Source organism: Glutamicibacter soli, from assembly GCF_003309065.1.
Classification (GTDB): domain Bacteria; phylum Actinomycetota; class Actinomycetes; order Actinomycetales; family Micrococcaceae; genus Glutamicibacter; species Glutamicibacter soli.
In genome coordinates, this window is record NZ_POAF01000001.1 from 529,232 (window position 1) to 553,249 (window position 24,018).

The window sequence follows — 24,018 nt, forward strand, 5'->3', positions numbered from 1 at the left end:
GGGCGCTGATTCTCAGTCGCTGCGACTGAGCACCGTCCCGAGGAACCACTGGCCGTCAACAAGCTCGACCTCGACCTGGATCCGTTCGGGGTCGCCCGCGCCCACCTGGTGCCGCAACGTGCCGGCTGCATCAACGTAGGTATAGGAACTGTGCGTCGAAAGGGCCTGAAGGATCACGGTGTCTGCGGAGCCGCGAGCCTGGATCGAGACATCCTCCAATTTCGTTTCGAGGCCATTGAACCGCAATTTCAGCTTGCGCATCGAGTCCAGGGTTTCACGGTCCCTCTGCAGTTGCTCCGAGTCCTCGACGTAGATTTTTCGCAGCGCCGAGGAATCGCCTGAGTTCATGGCCCGGTCACGCGCGGCGGACAGTGCCAGGAAGCTTGCAATGACTGTATCGGCTTCGAAGGAGCAGGCTGGGACCTCCCCGACGTCCAGGATCCGGCAGCCTGGCGTCTCGCCCGGTACTGCGCCCTGTGCCGCCGGGTCCGGCGGTTGGCCGGGCAACAGGTATTTCACCCCTAGGAAGCTGGCCGCAATCGCGATGCCTCCGATCGCGAGCGCGGCAACGACCTTCGCGCCTCCGGGGGTGCGGCGTAGACGGTGCCCGTGCCAGCTGCCGCTATCTCCCGGAATGACGGTGCTGGTCTTTCCTGCTTTCCGACGTGACCCGGCTCGACGGTGTTTCGTCCGTGCCGCCACGTCAGGGTGGATCGTATCCATCAGCTGGTTGCTGTCAGTGTCGATGAACCCTTCCCAGTGGATCGGCGCGGCCGGAATGCTGGAGAACAGCGTCCGGGCGAATTGGTCCGCGGTGGGGCGCTGCAGTGGATCTTCGTCCAACGAGTCGGCCAGGAGCTCCTGGATGATCTCGGGAACGCCGGGAAACTGGACCCTGACCGGCGGGCGGTAATGCGGCTCGTCCGGTGGTTCGCCGTCCAGAAGGTACCAGAGGCAGCTTCCCAGCGCGAAGACGTCCCGGGCGCCGAGCTCCTCCTCCCCTGCGCCTGTGAACGTCTCGGGTGCGATGAATCCGGGCGTCCCGGCGACTTCAGCCGCATCCTGGCTCAAAGAGGCTTCCTGGAAGTCGATGATCTTCGGCATGCCCTGTGCCGTGAGCATGATGTTGGACGGCGAAATGTCCCCGTGCCGCATCCCTGCTGCATGAAGTCCCGCAATGGCCTGGGCGATGGGGGCCAGAGCTGTCACGCATTCGGCGAGCGTGAAGTTCGAGCGCCGAGCCATGAGCGCAGCGAGGCTGCCACCCGGGCAGTACTCCATCAGCAGCCCGTCGCCTAGCTGGGTGCTGAGCATGCCGTAAGAATCGACGACATATTTCCTCGCGGCATTGACATTGTGAATCCTCTGCGACGCCACATTTTCCATAGTCAGACTAAGTTTCAGCACCATATATTGCTGGTCCGACTCTCGTCGAATGAGCCAAACTTTACATGGTGACTTGGTACTTAAGGGTTTCACTGTCATGTAACCGGGGCACGTTGGCCAGGCCAGCACATTCGTTGATTCATCCATGGTTTCGTTCTACCGAATAATCCCGAATTGCAAATTCGTTATCCACATGTACAGCGGGTGGTGGCGAATTAGCGACCGCCGGTTCAACGGCGTAGGGTAACCCCCATGGCGATCGAATTCGAAAGAGTCGGACTCGGCACAGAATACATTCCGTACATGCAGGCTTGGGACTACCAGATCCAGCTGCATGATGCGGTGGCCGCGGACGAACAAACCCCAAAAGTCCTCTTCCTCGAACATGCAGCCGTTTACACGGCTGGCAAACGAACTGAACCCGAAGATCTTCCCCTCGACGGCACCCCCGTTGTTGACGTTGACCGCGGAGGCAAACTCACCTGGCACGGCCCAGGACAACTCATTGGCTATCCCATCGTCAAGCTGCGCAAGATCAGCGCAATCAGGCTATACGTGGAAACCCTCGAACAAGCGCTGATCAACGTGGTCGACGAGTACGGCATCCCCACCGCGCAGGTGAAAGGACGCTCCGGGGTGTGGGTTCCAGGTGCGGAGGGCGAGCAGGACCGCAAGATCGCCGCCATCGGAATTCGAATCAACCACGGCGTGACCATGCACGGTTTCGCCTTGAATTGCTCGAATGATCTCAACGCCTATGACCAGATCATCCCGTGCGGCATCACGGATGCCGGCGTCACCACGATTTCCAAGGAACTGGGCCGCGAAATCTCCCCCAGCGACGTGGTCGATCGCGTCCAGCAGGAGCTTGAGCGTCTCCTCACCCCTCAAGTCGTCTAGACAACCACTCCCTTCCTTTAGAAAGAGCAGTCAATGAGCATCGAGCCAGAAGGCCGTCGACTACTGCGCGTTGAAAAGCGCAACGCCGCCGTACCCGTGGAGCGCAAGCCCGAGTGGATCAAGGCGAAACTCAACATCGGTCCTGAATACGTGGGGCTGAAAAACCTGGTGCAGTCCGAGGGACTGCACACCGTCTGCGAAGAAGCCGGCTGCCCGAACATCTTCGAGTGCTGGGAAGACCGCGAGGCCTCATTCCTCATCGGCGGTTCCGAGTGCACCCGCCGCTGCGACTTCTGCCAGATCGACACAGGCAAGCCGGCGGCGCTGGACCGCTCCGAGCCGTTCAAGGTCGCCATGAGCGTGAAGAAGATGGACCTGCGCTACGCCACCGTGACTGGAGTCGCCCGCGACGATCTCGAAGACGAGGGTGTCTGGCTGTACGCGGAAACCGTGCGCCGCATCCACCAATTCAACGAGAACACCGGCGTGGAACTGCTGATCCCGGACTTCTCCGGCAAGCCGGAGAACCTGGACGCGATCTGCGACTCCGCTCCGGAGGTCTTCGCGCACAACGTGGAAACCGTGCCGCGCATCTTCAAGCGCATCCGCCCGGCGTTCCGCTACGAGCGCTCTCTGGGCGTCATCACCCATGGCCACCAGCGCGGCATGATCACCAAGTCGAACCTGATCCTGGGCATGGGCGAGACCCGCGAGGAAATCTCGGAGGCCATGCGCGACCTGCACGAGGCTGGCTGCGACCTGCTGACCATTACCCAGTATCTGCGCCCGACCGAACGTCACCTGCCTGTTGACCGCTGGGTGAAGCCGCAGGAATTCCTGGAGCTGCAGCAGGAAGCCGAAGAGCTCGGCTTCGCCGGGGTCATGTCCGGGCCGCTGGTGCGCTCGTCGTACCGGGCCGGGCGACTGTGGGCAGGAGCCATGCGCAAGAAGGGCCGCGAGATCCCCGAGGCGCTCGCGCACATCGAATCCTCCGGCGACACCCGTCAGGAAGCTGCCTCGCTGATCGGAAGCTAGGCAACGCCGCCGGAAATGTCCCGGCCCGAATGGTACACTCCGGACCATTTGGGCCGGGACATCGTGCGTTGGCCCTCCCCCGCAGCCGTACGGGACTGGCAATTTCCCGCACTGGATTAGATCTCATAGATTCATCGCGTAGAATTGAGGCACTATGGCCAAAAACTCCGACAACGACGCTGCCTCGCAATCAAAGCGTGGGCTTTTTTCGCGTAAACCAAAAGCTGAGAAGCAGAACAAAGAGCCCGGTCGCCTAAAGCAGATCGGCCAGGTCTTCCAGATGACCCGCCGCCACGACCCGATGGTCGTCTGGTGGATGGCTCTGGCTGCCTTGGGAATCATCGCCGTGGGCCTGGTCATCGGCTTGCTGATCCGCAACTGGGTCACCATGCTGATCATCTCGATCCCGCTGGCCCTGCTCGCTGCTATGTACATCATGTCCCGCCGCGCCGAGAAGGCCGCCTTCTCGCAGCTGGTCGGACGACCGGGTGCTGTCGGCGCAGCGATGAGCGTACTGCGTCGCGGTTGGATCCTGAAAGAGGAACCGGTTGCCTACAACCGCCACCAGGACCTCGTGTTCATGGCCATTGGCCGCGCCGGCGTGGTGCTGGTCTCCGAAGGCCCCAAGTCCCGCGTGCGCGATCTGGTGATCTCCGAGCGCAAACGAGTCGGCCGCGTACTGCCGAACGTTCCGATCCACGTGATCAACGCCGGCCAGGACGAAGACCAGGTGGCCTTGGAAGACGTCGCCAAGAAGATGAAGAAGCTTCCGAAGTCGATCACCAAGCTTGAGGTCAGCGCAGTCGAGAAGCGTCTGAGCACCCTGACCGCGAATCGCCTGCCGATCCCCAAGGGCATCGACCCGAACCGCGTTCGCCCGAACCGCCGCGCCATGCGAGGCTAGGACCGGATAAAAAGAAACCGCATCGTTCGATGCGGTTTCTTTTTTGTCTTGATTCTGTGCAGCGCCACGGGCCTCGTGCCCGGGCCAAGGGAGCCTGCTCTTGCTAGCGGATGTTGACTAGGATGCTCTTGGCCAGTCGGTCGTGCAGTCCGCGCTGGTCCTTGTCGGCAATCAGTACCGGGATGAAAAGGCAGAGCAGCACCGAGCGAATCAGTCCCTGCAACGGCGTGACCGCAGTGCCGTCCGTCGACTGGACCTGCATCCTAAAGACCCGATGGCCGATGGTATGCCCGGTGATGCCTACTCCGATGATCTGGCCCAGGCCGAACAGCGCCAACGTTGCCCAGTCGTTCAGGTCGAAAAGCCACCAGCTGAGCAGCATCGACAGCCCCCAGTCGATGCTGATTGCCCCGAGCCGGCGCGGCAGGCGCCCAATCGAGCCGGGGCCCTTCTCTGGACGGCCCATGTGCTCCCCCGGCCAATGCTGGGAATTAAGCTGGGGCGGGCCTTCAAGCCACGAACTAAAGTCTTTGCGTTCCACCCCTCTAGTCTATCCGCGCACCCTGTGTAAACATTTTTCACTGATTTTCCGCACGGATTTGTTTGTTACACCCGTGCTTTCACACTGATCAGAGACGTACGACACGCCCGAACATGTTGTTTGTAACGCGGACGAAACAATAGAGACACCAATAAGAAACGGATCCTAGGTAAGCTTGATGGGTAAGCAAGAGAACAGCTCAGATCATTTCGTGTGATCGTTCCGTTTACCAAACCTAAATCTCACCAGGGAGTAACCTGCACATGTTTAAGAGTCCAGAAGAAGCTTTGGCCTACATTGCCGAAGAGGACGTCAAGTTCGTCGACATTCGATTCACTGACCTTCCAGGTGTCCAGCAGCACTTCAATGTTCCAGCCAAGTCGGTCGACGCGGACTTCTTCGTCAACGGCCAGCTCTTCGATGGTTCCTCCATTCGCGGATTCGCAGGTGTTTCTGATTCCGACATGCAGCTTATCCCGGATGTCAGCACCGCGTTCATCGATCCATTCCGTATCGAGAAGACCCTGGCCATGAACTTCTCGATCATCAACCCTCGCACCGGCGAGCCGTACCACCGCGATCCGCGTGGCGTGGCCGAGCGTGCCGAGGCCTACCTGGAATCGACCGGCATCGCCGACACCGCATTCTTCGCTCCGGAAGCAGAATTCTTCATCTTCGAAGACGTCCGCTACGAGTCCAAGCCGCAGGGTGCGTTCTACAAGATCGACTCTGACGAAGCGCCATGGAACACCGGTCGCAAGGAAGAGGGCGGCAACCAGGGTTACAAGACCCCGTTCAAGGGCGGCTATTTCCCTGTCTCCCCAACCGACAAGCAGGCTGACCTGCGCGATGCCATCTGCGTCGAGCTGGATGCAGCAGGCTTAGAAGTCGAGCGCAGCCACCACGAGGTTGGCGCTGCCGGCCAGGCTGAAATCAACTACAAGTTCAACACCATGGTGCATGCCGCCGATGAACTGATGCTGTTCAAGTACATCGTGAAGAACGTGGCCGACGCCTGGGGCAAGTCCGCAACCTTCATGCCGAAGCCGGTCTTCGGCGACAATGGCTCGGGCATGCACGTGCACCAGTCGCTGTGGAGCAACGGCGATCCGCTGTTCTACGACGAGAAGGGCTACGCCGGCCTGTCCGACACCGCCCGCTGGTACATCGGCGGCCTGCTGAAGCACGCAGATGCGGTGCTTGCCTTCACCAACCCGACCGTGAACTCCTACCGCCGCCTGGTCAAGGGCTTCGAGGCACCGGTCAACATGGTGTACTCGCAGGGCAACCGCTCGGCCGGTATCCGCATCCCGATCACCGGTTCGAACCCGAAGGCAAAGCGCATCGAGTTCCGCGCTCCAGATGCTTCCTCGAACCCGTACCTGGCCTTCGCAGCCCAGCTGATGGCTGGCCTGGATGGCATCAAGAACCGCATCGAGCCTGCAGACCCGATCGACAAGGACCTCTACGAGCTTCCTGCCGAAGAGGCCAAGGACATCCAGCGTGCTCCTGAAACCCTTGAGGAGGCGCTCAAGGCCTTGGAAGCCGACCATGAGTTCCTGCTCGAGGGCGGCGTGTTCACCGAGGACCTGATCCAGACCTGGATCGAGTACAAGCGCGAATACGAAATCAAGCCACTGAGCCTGCGCCCGAACCCATACGAGTTCGAGCTGTACTACGGCTGCTAATCCCCGCCCTGCGGGGTGACAGCACTACGCCGGGTTCCACCAACAGGTGGAACCCGGCGTTATTTCGTTCCGGGGTACGCTGGCGTCATGGACTTTTCCACCCGGGTCGGCGTGCAGCGCGAAGACGGCGAAACCGTGGGTCATCTCGACCCTGCGGATCCCGACTACAAACTGGTGACCCCGCGCAACGTCCTGAGCCACGCACTGGCGGATGCCTGCGGATACGTGGACGGCGAGCAGCTGCTGGTGGATCGCGGCATCAGCGAGGTGATGACCACCTGGGTGCTGGATGCCGGCTCCCGCGATGCCGCCGAGGTGCTGAACATACTGGAAATCTCACCCCACGGCATCGTCCTGGCCAATGCGCTGCGCACCAAGGCCCTGCAGCCCACCGAACGCTTCCGCGTGGCTTGGCCGGACGTGGAACACCGCTAATCGCCAAGCCAACCCTGAATCAGCGGCGGCTAGTATTCCTGCTTGTCTACCTTGGCGGTCCACGCTTCGAAGGCCCCCAGAGCCGAGGCCAGCTCGACCTTGGTGAACGGGATGCGCCGTTCGCTCATGGGAAGCTCCAGTTCGGTGTAGATGAAGTTGTCGTCGAAGCCGATGTTCGCCGCGTCCTGCCGGTCGTTCGCGTAGTAGACGTGCTTGAATCGCGCCCAGTAGATGGCGCCGAGGCACATGGGGCACGGCTCGCAGCTGGTGTAGAGCTCGCACTGTGACAGGTCGAAGGTTCCCAGAGCCTGTCCGGCCTTGCGGATCACGTTGACCTCCGCGTGGGCCGTCGGATCCGAATCATGCACCACGGTGTTGTATCCGGTGGCAATGACCTTGCCGTCCAGTACCACGACCGCCCCGAACGGGCCGCTGTCGTTGCTTTCCAGCGCCAGTACCGACTGGTCGACCGCTGCCTGCATTAACTGCGGATCCATGTCCTTTTCCCCCTCAAACCATCGGCGCTGCCGGGCAATCCGGGGGCGCCGAACCGAAATTTGGAACTGCCTGCCCAGCCTATCCCCTGATGAGGCGCGGGTGCGAGGGTCGAAATGAAATTCATGGTCTTGCCGCCGTCCCGCCGATGCAGATGCAGGTCAGGACGTGCGCTGGCGCATCACCCGCAGATAGCGCCACCGGATGAACCGCTGCGCTCCCAGCAGCAGCCAGAAGACCGAACGCCAGGTCCAGCGGTCCGAAGCGGCGGTGAGCGAGCGGATCTTCAGGAACACCGCTGGCCCCATCCGGCGCAGGATGAAGGCTTCTTCGCCGCAGACCGGGTGTCCCGGCAGGGTTCGATAGGCGAATCCGGCCAGGTTGCCGCATTCAACGACATCCACCACCTCGACAGGTTCGTGGATCGACGCCGGTCCCACGGGGACGATGATCTGCGGCTTGGCTCCGCTGCGGACTTTGTCCTGCGTGCTGATGCGGAATCCGCTGCGGGTTTTCACTTCCCCGTGCAGCAGCGCTGCCGCCGACTGCTCCCAGAACGCGTGGCCCGAGCCGAGGTAGACTTGGCGCCTCCACACACGCCAGCCTCCGGGCTCCGGGCTCCAGCGCTCCTCGCGGATCTGCGTCCGGGACATCAAGGCTAGTCTTCGAAGCCGTAGAACAGCTGCTCGAACAACGCCCGGGAGTGCCGGGTGGCGCGCAGGTAGTCTTCTTCCAGTTCCATGCCGGTGTTCGCCTCGTAGCCGCACCAGCGGGCCACGGCTTCCATGTCCCTCGCGGAGCTGGGCAGCACGTCGCTGGAACGACCCGAGGTGATGATCTCGGCGGAACGGATGCGGGTGGCCAGGCGCCAGGCGATGTCCAGCACCTCGGCCTGCTCTTCCGTGATGATTTCCAAGGCCGCCAGCTGGTCCAGCGCGACGAGCGTGGACGGCGTGCGCAGCTCATGGTGTTTCCAGGCGTAGCGCAGCTGGTAGAACTGCACCAGCCATTCGACGTCGGACAGCGATCCCCGGCCGAGTTTCAGATGCCGGTTCGGATCCGCTCCGCGCGGCAGCCGTTCTGCCTCTACGCGCGCCTTGATCTTGCGGATCTCCTTGATCTCCGCCTCGTCCAGGCCGCGGCCGTAGCGGATCGGCTCGATCAGCTCCATGAAGTCCTGGCCCAGCTGCTCGTCGCCGGCGAACGGCCGGGCGCGCTGCAGCGCCTGCCGTTCCCAGACTTCCACCCAGCGCTCATAATAGGCGGCATAGGAATCGAAGGAGCGCACCAGAGCGCCCTGGCGCCCCTCGGGGCGCAGGTCCGAGTCGATCTTCAACTTCACCTCGGCCGGGATGGCCGGCTTCAACGGCTTGGAGCTCCACGACATCAGCTCGGTGACCACACGCGAGGCCTGCTCCTGGGCCTGCTGGTCGGTCGCGCCTGCAACCGGGCGCTGGACATAGAGCACGTCCGCGTCGGAGCCGTAGCCGATCTCCTGCCCGCCTTGGCGGCCCATGGCGATCACCGCGATGCGCGCCTGCTCCCCGTGAACCGCCTGGTCGGCGGCCAGCAGCACGGTGAGGATCCCGTCGATCATGACCCCGTCGATGTCCGACAGGGCCCGGCCCACCTGGTCCACCCGCAGCAGGCCCGCGCCGTCGGCGAGCGCGACGCGCAGGATCTCGCGGCGGCGCACGAGCCTGATCTGCCGGATGGCGGCTTCGGGTGCCTTGGTGCGCTGGATGATGGAGGTGTTCTGCTGCGCCAGGCTTTCTCGGCTCAGCGGCATCAACGAGCTGTCGGTGCCCAGCCAGGCGGCGGCGGCCGGCTCATTGGCCAGCAGGTCGGTGAGGAAGCGCGTATTGGACAGCAGGTGGCTCAGGCGCTCGGCGGCGGCGTTGGTGTCGCGCAGCATGCCCAGGAACCAGTGGGTCTTGCCCAGGGACTCGCTGAGGCGGCGGAAGCCGAGCAGCCCGGCGTCCGGGTCGACGCCGCGGGCGAACCAGTCAAGCAGCACCGGCAGCAGCTGGCGTTGCAGGGCCGCGCGGCGGGAGACTCCCCCGGTGAGCGCCTCGATGTGGCGCATCGCGGCCTTGGGGTCCAGATAGCCCAGGGCTCGCAGCCGGGCCTGCGCGGATTCCGCGGTGAGCCGGACGTCGTCCGCCGAGAGATTGGAACTGCTGACGAGCAGCGGGCGGTAGAAGATGCGTTCGTGCAGCGAGCGGACCAGGCGCTTGGTTTCGTTCCAGCGGCGCAGCAGCTTTTCCGGGCTCGTGGCTTGCAGGTCCCCGGCGCCGCGGATGGCGCGGGCCAGCACGCGCTGGGCGTTTTCGTTGCGCGGCATCAGGTGCGTGCGGCGCAGCTGGCTGAGCTGGATGCGGTGCTCCAGCAGGCGCAGGAAACGGTAGGAGCCATCGAAGTTGGTGGCGTCCTCGCGGCCGATGTAGCCGGTCTCGCTCATCGCGTGGATGGCCAGGGTGGTGGTGGGCACCTGGATGGAAGGCTCCACCCGTCCGTGGACCAGCTGCAGCAGCTGCACGGTGAACTCCACGTCGCGCAGCCCGCCCGGGCCCAGCTTGATCTGCCAGGGCACGTCGTCCTTGGAGATGTTGTCGCTCACCCGCCGGCGCATGGCCTGCACGGATTCCACGAATCCGTCGCGTTCGGAGCTGGACCAGACCATGGGCGAGACCATGCGCTCGTAGGCTGCGCCCAGGTCCTTGTCGCCGGCGATGGCGCGCGCCTTGAGCAGCGCCTGGAACTCCCAGGAGTGCGCCCAGCGCCGGTAATAGGCCTCATGCGAGGACAGGGTGCGGGTCAGCGCGCCGTCCTTGCCTTCGGGGCGAAGGTTGGCGTCCACTTCCCAGAGCATCGGCTCGGGGCCGGGAACCATCAGCGCGCGGGCGGCGTTGCCGCACAGCACCGTGGCGACGGCGCCGGCCAGATCTTCCTCGATGCCCGGCAGCGAACCATGCACGTAGATCACGTCCACGTCGGAGATGTAGTTCAGCTCGCGGGCGCCGCACTTGCCCATACCGATCACGGCCAGCTTCACCTGGTCGACCTGTTCGGGGGTGTACTGTTCGCCGGCTTCGGCGCGGGCCACGGCCAGGGCGCCTTCCAGGGCTGCCGCGGCCATGTCAGCCAGTTCGGCGGCGACCTGCGGCATGACCCATTGCGGCTGGGCCGATCCCAGGTCGCGGTAGGCCAGCGAGAGCAGCGCCATCCGGTAGCTGACGCGCAGCTTCTGCCGCGCCTCGGCCCCCGTGCACGAGGCGACCCAGTGGCCGTTCGGAGTCTGCACCGCGCCGACCGCTGCAAGCATGTCGTTGCGCAGCTGGTCTGCGGGCACATTGGTGAAGCTGGTGGACGGTGCCTGCGCAACGACCTGCAGCGCGTCCTCGCATCGGATCAGGAATTCGCCCAGTGCCGCGGAACTGCCCAGCAGCCGGATCAGCGCCTGGCAGCTCTCGGCCTGCAGGAAGATCTCCGCCGCCTGCGGGTGGCGGTCCACCAGGCGCAGGGCAAGCAGCAGGGCTTGGTCGGGGTCCGGCGCGTGCGCCATCATCTTCACGATCAGTTCCGGGTCCAAGGTGGACAGTTCCGTGGAATCGAGGAACTTCTTGGCCCGTTCAACATCGGAGAACCCGGCGTTGATCAGGGATCGCGAGGAAATTTCTGTCATGGCGTGAACGTCGGCTCCTGACTGTGTGACGCGCGTCGGCGCGCCGGGGTCCTCCTAGAGGATCCCCAGGTATTTATCCAGCTCGTACGGGGTGATGATCTGTCGGTACTCTTCCCATTCGGCACGCTTGTTGGCCAGGAACGAGTTGAACACCTGCTCACCGAGGATCTCGGCCATGAGCTCGGACTCCTCCATGGCGCGCAGGGCGTCGTGCAGGCTGCCCGGCAACGGCACGTGGCCCGAAGCCCGGCGCTCGGCGGTGGACAGGCTCCAGACGTCGTCCTCGGTCGGGTCTTCCAGCTCGTAGCCTTCGCGAATGCCCTTCAGGCCGGCGCCCAGCAGGCAGGCGTAGGCGAGGTACGGGTTGGCGGCTGAATCGATGCCGCGGTACTCCACACGCGCGCTTTGGCCCTTGCCCGGCTTGTACAGCGGCACGCGCACCAGGGCGGAGCGGTTGTTGTGCCCCCATGACCGGTGGCTCGGGGCTTCTCCCCCGCCCCACAGGCGCTTGTAGGAGTTCACGAACTGGTTGGTGATCGCGGTCATTTCCTGCGCATGGTGCAGGATGCCGGCAATGAACGACCTGGCGACGTCGGAGAGCTGGTACTCGCGGCCGGCCTCGAAGAATGCGTTGACATCGCCTTCGAACAAGGAGAAGTGGGTGTGCATGCCGCTGCCCGGATGCTCGGCGAAGGGCTTGGGCATGAAGGTGGCGTGGATGCCCTTCTGCATGGCCATTTCCTTGATGACGGTGCGGAAGGTCATGATGTTGTCCGCAGTCTGCAGGGCATCGGCGTAGCGCAGGTCGATTTCGTTCTGGCCCGGTCCGGTCTCGTGGTGGGAGAACTCCACCGAGATGCCCAGGGCTTCGAGCGTGGTGACCGAGGCGCGGCGGAAGTCCTGGCCGACGCCGTCCGGCACATGGTCGAAGTACCCGCCGTTGTCAATCGGCTGCGGACGCCCTTCGGCATCCAGCTCGGAGTTCTTCAACAGGTAGAACTCGATCTCCGGGTGGGTGTAGCAGGTGAAGCCCATATTGGCCGCTTCGGTGAGCTGGCGCTTGAGCACCTGGCGCGGGTCGGCGTTCGAGGGCTGGCCTTCGGGGGTGAGGATGTCGCAGAACATGCGGGAGGTCGGCTCGACCTCACCGCGCCACGGAAGCAGCTGGAAGGTGGCCGGATCGGGTTGCAGGAGCATGTCTGATTCGGAGATCCGGGACAGGCCGTCGATCGAGGAACCGTCGAAGCCAAGACCTTCTTCAAAGGCGTCCTCGACTTCTGCGGGTGCCAGCGCCACAGATTTCAGTGAACCAACCACATCGGTAAACCACATGCGCACAAATCGAACGTCACGTTCTTCAATGGTGCGCAGCACGAATTCCTGCTGACGATCCATATTCCACCGCCTTATAAATGCTAGAGTCCGGCGCCCATCAGGCCCGTAGTTATGTTGACCTGTTGCAAGACTATAACGTTTCGACCTCTTTAGCCGTGCAAGCACCGCCTGCGCCAAGTGCGATAAAGTCGTTTCATGCCTCAACCATACGTAGCGAACCCTGAAAAAGGCCCGTCCCGCATCCGGGTTCACCATCTACAGCAAGCCAAAGAACAAGGCGAAAAATTCGCCATGTTAACCGCATATGACGTCATGATGGCCGAAATTTTCGATGAAGCGGGAATCGAGATCCTGCTCGTGGGCGATTCAGCCGCCAACACCGTCATCGGTTACGAATCCACGCTTCCCATCAGCATCGATGAAATGATCATCTTCACCAAGGCCGTTGCCAACGGAAGCAAGCGCGCCATGGTTGTCGCCGACCTCCCGTTCGGCAGCTACGAGCAGTCCCCTGCCCAGGCCGTGGACACCGCTGTCCGTCTGATGAAGGAGGGACATGCGCACGCCGTGAAGATGGAAGGCACCGCCGCCTACGCCGACCACGTGCGCGCCATGGTCCTGGCCGGGGTTCCGGTCATCGGGCACATCGGCTTCACCCCGCAGTCTGAGCACGCCCTGGGCGGCTACCGCATCCAGGGCCGCGGCGACGCCGTGGAGGGCATGAAAGCCGATGCGTTGGCCCTGCAGGACGCCGGCGCGTTCTGCATCCTGATGGAAATGGTTCCGAGCCCTGCCGCCAAGCTGATCGACGAGGCACTGGTGGTGCCGACCATCGGCATCGGCGCCGGGGCCTCGACCACCGGCCAGGTGCTGGTCTGGCAGGATATGCTGGGACTGGGGGGACGCCGCACCCCGAAGTTCGTCAAGAAGTACGCCGATTTGCGCACGACGGTCTCCGAGGCGGTCAGCGCCTACCACCAGGACGTCTTGGCCGGCACCTTCCCGTCGGCCGAGTACGAGTTCGACAAGTAGCGTTTCGTCGGCCCACGCCGCGGCAAAGAGGAAACCGGTGCCAGCGGCCCCGTGCAGGGGCTGCTCGCACCGGTTTTCTTGTGCGCGGACGCAGGAGAACTAGTCGTCTTCTTCGTCTTCCGCATCCCAGGCGTCGTTGCGCGCCTGCACTTTTTCCAGCGCGGTGCGGGCTTCAGCCTCGGTGTCGTACGGGCCCAGCAGCTGGGACCAGTCCGACTGCGCGCCCTTCTCGATGCTCTTCGTGTTCACGTTGTACCAGTACTTCCCCTCACCGGGGGTTCCTTCTGAGCTCATCGCCTGCTCCTTCAGATGGTTCTATGGCTGCCTAGCTCAACGCTAGCGCACCGGGATAGTTTTCGGTGTGAAATGCGTTCGGCTCTCAGCTCATCCACAAATCCGGGGGCCAGCCGGGCGATAGAATATCTTCATGGCTACTGTTGCAACTGCACCAATCGGAAATCTCACCGCGGGCGTGGTCTCCCCCCAGCTCCCGGTGCCCAAGAACATTGAACGTCCGGAGTACGTGGGCAAGCGCGAACCGGCCAAGAACACCGCATCCGAGGTCAAGAGCCCCGAGGTCATCGAACGCATCCGCATTGCCTCACGCATCGCGGCGCAGGCGCTGGCCGAAGTCGGCAAGGCCTGCCAGCCAGGGATCACCACCGACGAGCTGGACCGCATCGGCCACGAGTTCCTCCTGGACCACAACGCCTACCCGTCCACCCTGGGCTACCGCGGCTTCCCGAAGTCGTTGTGCACCTCGCTGAACGAAGTGATCTGCCACGGCATCCCCGACTCCACGGTCCTGCAGGACGGGGACATCATCAACATCGACATCACCGCCTTCATCGGAGGGGTGCACGGCGACAACAACGCCACCTTCCTGGTGGGCGACGTGGACGAGGAATCCCGCCTGCTGGTCGAGCGCACCGAGAACTCGCTCAAGCGCGCTATCAAGGCGGTCATGCCGGGCCGCGAGATCAACGTCATCGGCCGCACCATCGAAAGCTACGCCAAGCGCTTCGGCTACGGCGTGGTCCGCGACTTCACCGGCCACGGCGTGGGCGAGGCCTTCCACTCGGGCTTGATCATCCCCCACTACGATGCGGCGCCGGGCTACAACACGCTGATCGAGACGGGCATGGTCTTCACCATCGAGCCGATGCTCACCCTGGGCACCGTTGAATGGGACATGTGGGCCGACGACTGGACTGTCACCACGCGGGACAAGAAGCGCACCGCGCAGTTCGAGCACACTTTGCTGGTCACCGACTCGGGCGCCGAGATCCTCACCCTGCCATAGGGCGCGGCGCCGACGCGGCGCGCAAAAACCAGAGGCGTTGGCCTGGTCCCTGAAAAGGGCCGGGCCAACGCCTCTGGTGTATCCCGAAGGGTCAGTCTGCGGTCAGTGGTCGTTGGGTCCCCTGCGGAGCCTTGCCGCGCTGTTCGCGTAGCTTCTCCATCGCCGCCTCGAAATCCTGCAGCGACTGGAAATTGTGGTAGACACTGGCAAAACGCAAGTATGCCACCTCGTCCAGGCGCGAGAGCGGGTCGAGGATTGCCAGTCCCACCTGGTGCGCCGGGATCTCCGCGGCGCCCGAGGTGCGCACGGCTTCCTCGACTTCCTGCGCCAGAATCGCCAGGTCGTGGTCTGTGACCGGCCGTCCCTGGCAGGCCTTGCGCACGCCGTTGATCACCTTGTTGCGGGAGAACGGTTCAACCGCACCGGACTGCTTCAAGACGCTCAGGCTTGCGGTTTCGATCGTCGTGAAACGACGGGAGCACGCGGTGCACTGCCGGCGCCGGCGGATGGAGACGCCATCATCAGCAACTCGGCTATCGACCACACGCGAATCGGGGTTGCGGCAATAAGGGCAGTTCATGACACCTCCAACTCAGTGCTAAAACTGGATTCCACAAAGCGTACCTTCCGAAATCCACACATGTCATGTATTAGTTTAGCGCTTTGTGCGCCTTTCGCACGGCGACCGCGTCGCCGTGGGCCGGAAGGTCCTCGGCAGTCGCCAGATTAATCACGTGCGCCGCGACATCGCCCAACGCCGACTTGTCGTAGCTGATGACCTGCACGGCCTTCAGGAACGTGTTCACGTTCAGCCCCGAGGCGTGCAACGCGGTGCCGCTGGTCGGCAGCACGTGGTTGGACCCGGCGCAGTAGTCGCCAAGCGACACCGGGGCATAGTCGCCCACGAAAATCGCGCCGGCGGCGGTGATGCGGGCGGCGTCCTGCGCGGCGTTGCCGGTCATGATTTCCAGGTGCTCCGCCGCATAGGCGTTGCAGACATCCACGCCCTGGTCCAGGTCCTTGACCAGGATGATCGCGGACTGGCTGCCGCTCAGCGCCTCGCGGACGCGTTCGCTGTGCTTGGTGGCCGCGACCTGGACGTCCAGCTGCTCGCGCACGGCCTGAGCCAGTGCCGGCGAGTCGGTGACCAGCACCGCGGCGGCGTTGGCATCATGCTCGGCCTGCGAGATCATGTCGGCGGCCACGAAGTCCGCCTTTGCCGTGCTGTCGGCCAGGATCGCGATCTCGGTGGGCCCTGCCTCGGCGTCGATGCCCACGACGCCCTTGACCAGCCGCTTGGCGGTAGCGACGAAGACGTTGCCCGGACCGGAGATCACGTCCACCGGCTCGATGCCGCCGCGCGGGTCCCCCGGCACGTCCACGCCATAGGCGAAGGCCGCCACGGCCTGGGCGCCGCCCATGGCGTGCACCTCCTCGATGCCCAGCAGCTTCGCGGCAGCCAGGATGGTGGGGTGCGGCAGTCCGCCGAACTCCTTCTGCGGCGGGCTGGCCAAGGCCAGGGACTTCACGCCCGCGGCCTGGGCCGGGACGGTGTTCATGATGACCGAGGACGGGTAGACGGCCAGTCCACCAGGCACGTAGAGGCCCACGCGGCGCACCGGCACCCAGCGCTGGGTGACGGATCCGCCGTTGCTGTAGTCGACCACGGCGTCGGCCGGCACCTGGGCGGCGGCGAAGAGCCGAGCGCGGGAGATCGATTCCTCCAGCGCCAAGCGGACCGCGGGATCAAGTTCGGCCAGCGCCTTGTCCAGTTCCGCCTGCGCAACCCTTGTATGATCCAGCTCCACCTGGTCGAATCGCCGGGCCAGGTCCTTGAGCGTGCCCATGCCGTGGGCACGCACATCATCGATAATCTGCTGCACGGTTTCAGCGGCGGTCTGCGAGTTCATGGCAGGGCGCGGCAGGTTGGCCTTGAGCTGGGCGTAGCTGAAGTCCTCGGCGCGCCAGTCGAGGGTTGCGAGTTCGGAAAAGACGGTTACTGGATTGGAAGTCACGTACCCATTTTAACGCCGAAGACCGGGTGCGGCACCCATTGGTTACCTCACCCGGTCATCTGCGGCTGCGCCGCAATGCTCCGGAGCGCTACACGTCCAGGCAATTGGGGCCGAGCAGGACCTTCAGGTCGCCGAACAAGGCGGGGTTAGGGTTCACCCGGAAGTTCATGCCCAGGCGCAGCAGCGAGGTGCCGCGGCTGCCGGTGAGCTTCACCCGGACCTCGGTGTTGCCGCTGTGGGTGCGCAGCACGTCGCCGAGTTTCTGCACCAGGGATTCGGTGGCCTTGTGAGTCGGGATGCCGATGACCACCGGGCCGCCGTTGGCGTCCTCGGACAATTCGGGGATCATCATTTCCTGGGCGTTGAGGGTGATGGACCCGTCGTCGCGGCGCTGTACGCGCCCCTTGATGACCACGATCAGGTCGTCGGCCAGCACCTCGGCGATCGGCTGGTAGGCCTGTCCGAAGAACATGACCTCCATGGAACCGGAGAGGTCCTCCACCTCGCAGCGCGCGTACGGGTTGCCGCTCTTCTTGGCGATGCGCCGCTGCAACCCGGAGATCATGCCTGCGATGGAGATGATATGCCCGTCCTGCGGCCCGTCGTCGGACAGCACATGGGTCACGGACATGTCGGCATACTGCTCCAGCGCGGAACCCAGGCCCTGCAGCGGGTGGTCGGAAACGTACAGCCCGAGCATGTCCCGCTCGTAGGCCAGCTTTTCCTTCTTGTCCCAGTCCGGGAGGTCCGGGATGGCCACGGTCATGGCATCCGAGGCCTCGGAGGGATCCAGGGCGCTGAACAGGTCGAACTGGTTGGCCGCCTCGTTGCGCTTGAGCTGGATGACCGAGTCCACGGCTTCTTCGTGGATCGCGACCAGCGCGCGGCGGGGGTGGCCCATGGAGTCGAAGGCTCCGGCCTTGATCAGCGATTCGATGGTGCGCTTGTTGCAGACCACCGCGGGGACCTTGTTCAGGAAGTCGCTGAAGTCGGTGTAGGCGCCCTTTTCCTGGCGCGCCTGCACCATGCCGTCCACGACGTTGGAGCCGACGTTGCGGATGGCGCCCATGCCGAAGCGGATATCGTTGCCCACAGGGGTGAAGGTCAGGGCCGATTCGTTGACGTCCGGAGGCAGCACGGTGATGCCCAGATGGCGGCACTCGTTGAGGTACAGCGCGAGCTTGTCCTTGTCGTCGCCCACCGAGGTGAGCAGCGCGGCCATGTACTCGGCCGTGTAGTGCTCCTTGAGGTAGGCGGTCCAGTAGGACACCACGCCGTAGGCCGCCGAGTGGGCCTTGTTGAACGCGTAGTCGGAGAAGGGCAGCAGGATGTCCCAGAGGGCCTGCACGGCTTCCATCGTGAAGCCGTTGTCCATCATGCCCTTGGAGAAGCCGGCGAACTGCTTGTCCAGCTCGGACTTCTTCTTCTTGCCCATGGCGCGGCGCAGGATGTCCGCCTGGCCCAGCGAGAAGCCTGCAAGCTTCTGCGCGATGGACATGACCTGTTCCTGGTACACGATCAGGCCGAAGGTCCCCCCGAGGATCTCCCGCAGCGGCTCTTCCAGTGTCGGGTGGATCGGGGTTTCTTCCTGCAGCTTATTCTTGCGCAACGCGTAGTTGGTGTGCGAGTTCGCGCCCATGGGGCCCGGGCGGTAGAGCGCGAGCACCGCGGAAATGTCTTCGAAGTTATCCGGGCGCATCATCTTCAGCAGCGAGCGCATCGGACCGCCATCGAGCTGGAATACGCCCAGCGTGTCGCCGCGGGCCAGCAGCTGGTAGGTTGCCGCGTCGTCCAGCGGCAGGGTCTCCAGGTCCAGCTCCACGCCCTTGTTGGCCTTCACATTGGCCAGGGCGTCGGAGATGATGGTGAGGTTTCGCAGACCGAGGAAGTCCATCTTGATCAGCCCCAGGCCTTCACAGGTTGGGTAGTCGAACTGGGTGATGACCTGCCCGTCCTGGATGCGCCGCATGATCGGCACGACATCGATGATCGGGTCCGAGCTCATGATCACGCCGGCGGCGTGCACGCCCCACTGGCGCTTCAAGCCTTCGAGCCCCTTGGCGGTTTCGAAGACACGCTTGGCCTCGGGGTCGTTAGCCACGAGGTTGCGGAAATCCCCGGCCTCCGAGTAGCGCTTGGACTCCGGGTTCTCGATGTCGTTGAGCGGGATGTCCTTGGCCATGACTGCCGGCGGCAGCGCCTTGGTGAGGGACTCGCCCATGGAGAAGGGGTAGCCCAGCACGCGTGATGAGTCCTTCAGCGCCTGCTTCGTCTTGATCGATCCATAGGTCACGATCATTGCCACACGCTCATCGCCGTACTTCTCGGTGACGTAGTGGATCACTTCGGAGCGGCGGCGATCATCGAAGTCGACGTCGAAGTCGGGCATGGAAACACGTTCCGGGTTCAGGAAGCGCTCGAAGATCAGGCCATGAACCAGCGGGTCCAGGTCGGTAATGCGCATGGCGTAGGCAACCATGGAGCCTGCGCCGGAACCGCGGCCCGGGCCGACGCGGATGCCGTGGTCCTTGGACCAGTTGATGAAGTCCGCCACGACTAGGAAGTAGCCGGGGAAACCCATCTTGATGATGACGTCCAGCTCGAAGTCCGCCTGCTTGCGCGAAGCCTCCGGGATGCCGTTCGGGTAGCGGTAGTGCAGACCCTTGTCGACTTCCTTGATCAGCCAGCTCGTCTCGTCCTCGCCGGGAGGGCAGGGGAACTTCGGCATGTAGTTGGCGCTGGTGTCGAAGGTGAGGTCCACGCGGTCCGCAATATGCAGCGTGTTGTCGCAGGCCTCGGGGAGTTCCTTGAACAACTCGCGCATTTCGCGCGAGCTCTTCAGGTAGTAGCCGGTGCCGCTGAAGGCGAAGCGGCTGCCGCCCTGGTCGTAGGTCGGCTCATCCAGCGTGGAGCCCGAGTTGATGGCCAGCAGCGCTTCGTGGGCCTTGGCATCGGCCTCGTGGGTGTAGTGCAGGTCATTGGTGGCGACCAGCGGAATGGCAAGTTCCTTGGCCAGCCGCAGCAGGTCCTTGGTGATTCGGCGTTCGATTTCCAGGCCGTGGTCCATGATTTCGCAGAAGTAGTTCTCCTTGCCGAACAGGTCCTGGAATTCGGCGGCTGCGGCCTTCGCGGCATCGTACTGCCCCAAGCGCAGCTTCGTCTGCACCTCGCCCGAGGGGCAGCCGGTGGTGGCGATCAGGCCCTCGTGGTGGTCGTTGAGCAGCTCGCGGTCCCAGCGCGGGTACTTGCCGAACACGGAGTCCAGCGAGGCGCGCGAGGAGCCCTTGAAGAGGTTGTCCATGCCCTTGTTGTTGTAGGACAACAGGGTCATGTGGTTGTACAGGCCGCCGCCCGAGACGTCGTCGCCCTTCTGGCGTTCCTCGGTGCGCCACTTGACGCGGGTCTTGTCGGTGCGGTGGGTACCCGGGGTGACATAGGCTTCCACGCCGATGATCGGCTTGATGCCGGCACCGGTGGCTTGGCGCCAGAAGTCGAAGGCTCCGAAGAGGTAGCCATGGTCGGTGATCGCCATGGCTTCCATGCCCTGCCGGTCGGCCTCGGCGAACAGTTCGCCTAGCCGGGCCGCCCCGTCCAGCATGGAGTATTCGGTGTGTGTATGAAGATGGACAAATCCGTCACGTGTCGCGCTCACCAAACCAGTCTAGCGACAGCCGGCACGGAAGTCCTCGAGCCTGAACCAGGTGTGGGAAGAGATACAGCCGCCCGGAAAATTTCCGGGCCGCGCCGGCGCTTACAGGTGCACCCCGTTCCATGGTGTTCCTAGAAGGTTCCCTCGCGCAGCAGCTCCAGCGCGCCGGACAGGTCCGAGGGGTATTCGCTCTCGTATTCCATCCACTGCCCGGTGACCGGGTGTTCGAAGCCCAGGCGCTTGGCGTGCAGCCACTGCCTGGTCAGCCCAAGCGCGGCCCCCAGCTTCGGGTCGGCGCCGTAGGTCTGGTCGCCGGCACAGGGATGGCCGAATGCGGAGAAGTGCACGCGGATCTGGTGGGTGCGCCCGGTTTCCAGGTGCACCTCCACCAAGCTGGCGCGGCCGAAGGCCTCGATGACCTTGTAGTGGGTGACCGAGTTTCGTCCGCCGTCCAGCACGGCGAATTTCCAGTCGTGCCCTGGATGCCTGCCGATGGGTGCGTCGATGGTGCCTTCCAGCGGATCGGGCAGGCCTTGGACGACTGCGTGGTAGATCTTCTTCGGAGTGCGTTCCTTGAAGGCGCGCTTCAGGGCGGTGTAGGCGCGTTCGGACTTCGCCACCACCATCAGTCCGCTGGTGCCCACGTCGAGCCGGTGCACGATGCCCTGACGCTCGGAAGCTCCGGAGGTGGAGATCGTGTAGCCTTCGGCCATCAGCGCCCCGACCACGGTCGGACCGACCCAGCCCGGCGACGGGTGGGCGGCGACGCCCACGGGCTTGTCGATGACAACGTAGTCGTCATCGTCGGCGATGATCGTCAGGTCTTTCACGGCTTCCACCCTGATTTCCAGCGGGTCGGCTTGGGCCGGTATGGTCACCGACAGCCTGTCCCCCGCTTTGAGCTTTAGTGACTTGGCAATAGTTTTCCCGTTGACCTGCACCTGTGAGTCCTTGCACAGGCTGGAGGCCAGGGTGCGGGGAATCTGCAGTACGCGGGCCAGGTAAGCATCCAGCCGGGATCCGGCGTCGGCCTCGTCGACCGAGAGGGCATGGTGCGATGCGTCCATCAGGGGGCTCATGAAGCAGGCTTCTGCGGGTCGTCGCCCTGGGCTGCGGAGCCGCTGTCCTTCGGCTTGTCCCCGATGGTGCCGTCCAGATTGATGCCGCGGATGAGCATGTAGGCGACCACGATCATGGAGCACACGATGAACGAATCGGCGACGTTGAAGATCGCGAAGTTCGTCACCGAGAACATGTCGACCACGTGGCCGAAACCGAAGGCAGGTTCGCGGAACAATCGGTCGCCCAGGTTGCCGAGCACGCCGCCCAGCAGGCAGCCGAGGACAATGGACCAACTGCGGATCTTGACCCGGCGGAACAACAGGTAGGTGACGACCACGGCCACCGTGGCCTGCAGGATGGTGAACACAACGGTGAAGTTCTCGCCCATGGAGAACGCGGCGCCCGGGTTCAGGATGTAGTGGATGTCGAAGAACCCCGGGATCACCTCGAAGGACTCTCCCAGCTCCATGCTGTTTTCGACCCAGAGCTTCACGCCCTGGTCAAGGACCAGGGCAATCAGGGCGATGATCAGGCCGAGTCCGGTGTAGCGTTTGGCCTTCGCGGCGGCGCTGCCCGCTTGTGGTTCACTCACGGTGTTACCCATTAATTCCTTTTAAACGTCATCGGTGGTGCCGGAAAGAATCCGTGCACCACCGATGATCTTACTTTATGACCAGTTCAAGCGTGGAACCGCAGGCAGCTAGTTGGCCTTGCCTGCTGCGCCATCGATCGAACCCTGCGACTCGAGGTCGCGCAGCTGTCCTTCGATGTAGGTCTTCAGGCGAGCACGGTAGTCGCGCTCGAAGCCGCGCAGCTGCTCGAGCTTGCGTTCGAGGACGGACTTCTGCTGCTCCAGGGCAGACAGGGTCTTGCGGCTCTTCTCTTCTGCCGAGGTGACCAAGGAGTTTGCCTCGGTCTTGGCATCGGAGATGATCTTGTCGCGCTGCTCAACACCGGATGCGACGTATTCGTCGTGCAGGCGCTGGGCCATGGCAAGAACGTTGGCAGCCGATTCGGCGGAAGGAGCGACGGCCGGTGCTGCTGCAGGAGCTGCTTCGACCTTCTTCTCGGCAGGCTTGGCAGCCGGAGCTGGCTCGGCCTTCTTCTCTTCTGCCGGCTTGGCAGCTGGAGCCGGAGCAGCCTTGGCTTCTTCGGCAGGCTTGGTTTCAGCCTTCTTATCCTCGGCTGGCTTGGCAGCCGGAGCAGCGGATACTGGAGCCGGAACAGCCTGTTCCTTGGCTACAACGTTTGCGTCTTCGCCAAGTTCGCTCAGACGGCGGCGGAGAGTCTCGTTTTCACCGGTTAGGCGACGCAGCTCCACCACGATCTCGTCGAGGAAGTCATCTACCTCGTCCTGGTCGTAGCCTTCACGGAACTTGGTCGGCTGAAAGCGCTTATTGACTACGTCTTCTGGCGTCAAAGCCATTGGGTCACCTCAATGCTGGGATCATTTCCGCAAGGCCTTTGGTTGCCCTGCGAAACACTTACCGTTCTTCAGTGTCGCGACCGGTGAAGTCGGAGCACTATTTCCTAAAGGATATAACGATTTGGACACTAAATACGAAATCGGGTCTTCACCCGAGTCTCTTTTTCTTTGAATCTACCTTGTAGGCGCTATGCCTACAATCCCCTAGCTGGAGGAGAAACTCCTACTCAGATACCTGTGCTCGCCCCCAGATTGCCGACGATGACCTTCGCGATCATGACGACGATGAAGAAAATCAAAAAGGACAGGTCAAGGCGGATTCCGCCGAGATCCAGGGGTTTGATTTTCCCGCGGAGCCACCGCAGCGGCGGATCGGTGATCGACACGACAAACGACGCGACGACCAGCGCGATGCCCTTGGGACGCCAGTGGCGGGCAAAGTTTTCAGTTATATCCAGCACAATTCGCATCAGAAGCAGAATTTGCAGGATCGCTAAGGCGAGATAAATAATCCCGAACACCATTTTTGTGCGCTCGCTCCTGGCGTCTTAGCTCTGGTTGAAGAAGGTTGCCTGGGCTTCGGACTGCTTGCGGTCCTCGCCCAGCACCTCGACGGTGGACGGCGAGAGCAGGAACACCTTGTTGGTGACTCGCTCAATCGATCCGTGCAGCGCGAAGACGAGGCCAGCGGAGAAGTCCACCAAACGCTTGGCGTCGGTTTCACCCATGTCGGTGACGTTCATAATCACCGGAATGCCGTCACGGAAGTTCTCACCGATGATTTTGGCATCGTTGTAAGAACGAGGGTGCACGGTTGTAATCTGACGCAATTCGGAATCCTCATCCCTCACTGAAGGGGCACGCTTGATGGGGGTTACCGGTGCACGGTATTCGGCATCCGGTTCTGTGGCTGTTGGTTGCGGAGCGGCCGCGCGAACGACTGGCTGCGGGCGCGGGGATTCGGCGGGACGCTTCGGAGCAGGGTCTTCGACGACGCGAACCGGAGGTTTCGGTTCTGCCTTATCTACCACAGCCTCTTCGTGCTCGACGGCGTCCGCCAAGCCGAGATAGACCATTGCTTTGCGCAGTCCGTCAGCCACGATAATTCTCCTAGTTTGTCCCGTTCA

General features: G+C 63.3%; 21 protein-coding genes and 1 pseudogene. 7 read left to right on the forward strand and 15 right to left on the reverse strand.

The genetic code is table 11. The annotated features are described in order from the left end of the window. Positions 1-12: 12 nt before the first annotated feature. Entirely contained in the window at positions 13-1,386 is a 1,374-nt protein-coding gene (locus tag C1H84_RS02520; RefSeq protein ID WP_181728013.1) for a protein kinase domain-containing protein, read from the reverse strand. A gap of 240 nt (positions 1,387-1,626) precedes the next feature. Between C1H84_RS02520 and lipB the strand changes: the two are divergent. From lipB to C1H84_RS02535, 3 genes and pseudogenes are all read left to right on the forward strand, one after another. After that, positions 1,627-2,286 (forward strand): annotated as a pseudogene (gene lipB, locus C1H84_RS02525) (lipoyl(octanoyl) transferase LipB); the annotation flags it as partial. A gap of 33 nt (positions 2,287-2,319) precedes the next feature. After that, on the forward strand, positions 2,320-3,321 hold the full coding sequence (gene lipA, locus C1H84_RS02530; RefSeq protein ID WP_053798379.1) for a lipoyl synthase: 1,002 nt from the start codon (positions 2,320-2,322) through the stop codon (positions 3,319-3,321). 154 nt (positions 3,322-3,475) lie between these two features. Continuing rightward, a complete protein-coding gene (locus tag C1H84_RS02535; RefSeq protein WP_047119467.1) occupies positions 3,476-4,225 on the forward strand; it encodes a DUF4191 domain-containing protein in 750 nt (249 codons plus the stop codon). Between the two features lie 103 nt (positions 4,226-4,328). On the opposite strand, the gene C1H84_RS02540 is transcribed toward C1H84_RS02535, so the two are convergent. Continuing rightward, a complete protein-coding gene (locus C1H84_RS02540; protein ID WP_113606452.1) occupies positions 4,329-4,691 on the reverse strand; it encodes an RDD family protein in 363 nt (120 codons plus the stop codon). 338 nt (positions 4,692-5,029) lie between these two features. On the opposite strand from C1H84_RS02540, the gene glnA (C1H84_RS02545) reads away from it, so the two are divergent. Both glnA (C1H84_RS02545) and C1H84_RS02550 read left to right on the forward strand, forming a co-directional pair. Continuing rightward, entirely contained in the window at positions 5,030-6,454 is a 1,425-nt protein-coding gene (glnA, locus tag C1H84_RS02545) for a type I glutamate--ammonia ligase (RefSeq protein ID WP_047119469.1), read from the forward strand. 87 nt (positions 6,455-6,541) lie between these two features. After that, positions 6,542-6,889, forward strand: coding sequence for a hypothetical protein (locus tag C1H84_RS02550; protein WP_113606453.1), 348 nt, complete (start codon positions 6,542-6,544; stop codon positions 6,887-6,889). A gap of 29 nt (positions 6,890-6,918) precedes the next feature. Here C1H84_RS02550 and C1H84_RS02555 read toward each other — a convergent pair whose 3' ends face one another. From C1H84_RS02555 to glnA (C1H84_RS02570), 4 genes are all read right to left on the reverse strand, one after another. Further along, positions 6,919-7,386 carry a nucleoside deaminase gene (locus tag C1H84_RS02555; RefSeq protein WP_047119471.1) on the reverse strand — a complete coding sequence of 156 codons (468 nt, stop codon included), beginning with the start codon at positions 7,384-7,386 and terminating at the stop codon, positions 6,919-6,921. A gap of 159 nt (positions 7,387-7,545) precedes the next feature. Next, entirely contained in the window at positions 7,546-8,037 is a 492-nt protein-coding gene (locus tag C1H84_RS02560) for a DUF1990 family protein (RefSeq protein ID WP_113606559.1), read from the reverse strand. A gap of 5 nt (positions 8,038-8,042) precedes the next feature. Beyond that, complete coding sequence (locus C1H84_RS02565) at positions 8,043-11,069, reverse strand: bifunctional [glutamine synthetase] adenylyltransferase/[glutamine synthetase]-adenylyl-L-tyrosine phosphorylase (RefSeq protein WP_113606454.1); 3,027 nt, start codon at positions 11,067-11,069, stop codon at positions 8,043-8,045. 54 nt (positions 11,070-11,123) lie between these two features. Then, positions 11,124-12,464 carry a type I glutamate--ammonia ligase gene (glnA, locus tag C1H84_RS02570; RefSeq protein WP_053798385.1) on the reverse strand — a complete coding sequence of 447 codons (1,341 nt, stop codon included), beginning with the start codon at positions 12,462-12,464 and terminating at the stop codon, positions 11,124-11,126. A gap of 135 nt (positions 12,465-12,599) precedes the next feature. Between glnA (C1H84_RS02570) and panB the strand changes: the two genes are divergently transcribed. Beyond that, positions 12,600-13,436, forward strand: a complete 837-nt coding sequence (gene panB, locus C1H84_RS02575; RefSeq protein WP_053798386.1) for a 3-methyl-2-oxobutanoate hydroxymethyltransferase — start codon at positions 12,600-12,602, stop codon at positions 13,434-13,436. Between the two features lie 99 nt (positions 13,437-13,535). Here the strand turns inward: panB and C1H84_RS02580 are convergent, their stop codons facing one another. Further along, positions 13,536-13,730 (reverse strand): hypothetical protein, encoded by a 195-nt coding sequence (locus tag C1H84_RS02580; RefSeq protein ID WP_047119475.1) that lies wholly within the window; start codon positions 13,728-13,730, stop codon positions 13,536-13,538. Between the two features lie 133 nt (positions 13,731-13,863). Between C1H84_RS02580 and map the strand changes: the two genes are divergently transcribed. After that, a complete protein-coding gene (map, locus tag C1H84_RS02585) occupies positions 13,864-14,739 on the forward strand; it encodes a type I methionyl aminopeptidase (RefSeq protein WP_047119476.1) in 876 nt (291 codons plus the stop codon). Between the two features lie 91 nt (positions 14,740-14,830). Here map and nrdR read toward each other — a convergent pair whose 3' ends face one another. The 8 genes from nrdR to C1H84_RS02625 all read right to left on the reverse strand — a co-directional run bounded on the left by nrdR (position 14,831) and on the right by C1H84_RS02625 (position 23,991). After that, positions 14,831-15,319, reverse strand: a complete 489-nt coding sequence (nrdR, locus tag C1H84_RS02590; protein WP_047119477.1) for a transcriptional regulator NrdR — start codon at positions 15,317-15,319, stop codon at positions 14,831-14,833. A gap of 70 nt (positions 15,320-15,389) precedes the next feature. Continuing rightward, positions 15,390-16,754 carry a histidinol dehydrogenase gene (gene hisD, locus C1H84_RS02595; RefSeq protein WP_047119478.1) on the reverse strand — a complete coding sequence of 455 codons (1,365 nt, stop codon included), beginning with the start codon at positions 16,752-16,754 and terminating at the stop codon, positions 15,390-15,392. 88 nt (positions 16,755-16,842) lie between these two features. Beyond that, the gene (dnaE, locus tag C1H84_RS02600; RefSeq protein WP_113606560.1) at positions 16,843-20,406 is read right to left on the reverse strand and encodes a DNA polymerase III subunit alpha; all 3,564 of its coding nucleotides are present in this window, start codon (positions 20,404-20,406) and stop codon (positions 16,843-16,845) included. A 128-nt stretch (positions 20,407-20,534) separates the two neighbouring features. Next, on the reverse strand, positions 20,535-21,482 hold the full coding sequence (locus tag C1H84_RS02605) for an RluA family pseudouridine synthase (RefSeq protein WP_244910785.1): 948 nt from the start codon (positions 21,480-21,482) through the stop codon (positions 20,535-20,537). Next, positions 21,479-22,057 (reverse strand): signal peptidase II, encoded by a 579-nt coding sequence (lspA, locus tag C1H84_RS02610; RefSeq protein ID WP_244910786.1) that lies wholly within the window; start codon positions 22,055-22,057, stop codon positions 21,479-21,481. Before lspA ends, C1H84_RS02605 begins: the two co-directional genes overlap by 4 nt. A 108-nt stretch (positions 22,058-22,165) precedes the next feature. After that, positions 22,166-22,891, reverse strand: a complete 726-nt coding sequence (locus tag C1H84_RS02615) for a DivIVA domain-containing protein (RefSeq protein WP_113606456.1) — start codon at positions 22,889-22,891, stop codon at positions 22,166-22,168. Positions 22,892-23,118: 227 nt separating this feature from the next. Then, on the reverse strand, positions 23,119-23,415 hold the full coding sequence (locus tag C1H84_RS02620) for a YggT family protein (protein WP_047119481.1): 297 nt from the start codon (positions 23,413-23,415) through the stop codon (positions 23,119-23,121). A 24-nt stretch (positions 23,416-23,439) separates the two neighbouring features. Next, positions 23,440-23,991 carry a cell division protein SepF gene (locus tag C1H84_RS02625; protein ID WP_047119482.1) on the reverse strand — a complete coding sequence of 184 codons (552 nt, stop codon included), beginning with the start codon at positions 23,989-23,991 and terminating at the stop codon, positions 23,440-23,442. Between the last annotated feature and the right edge of the window lie 27 nt (positions 23,992-24,018).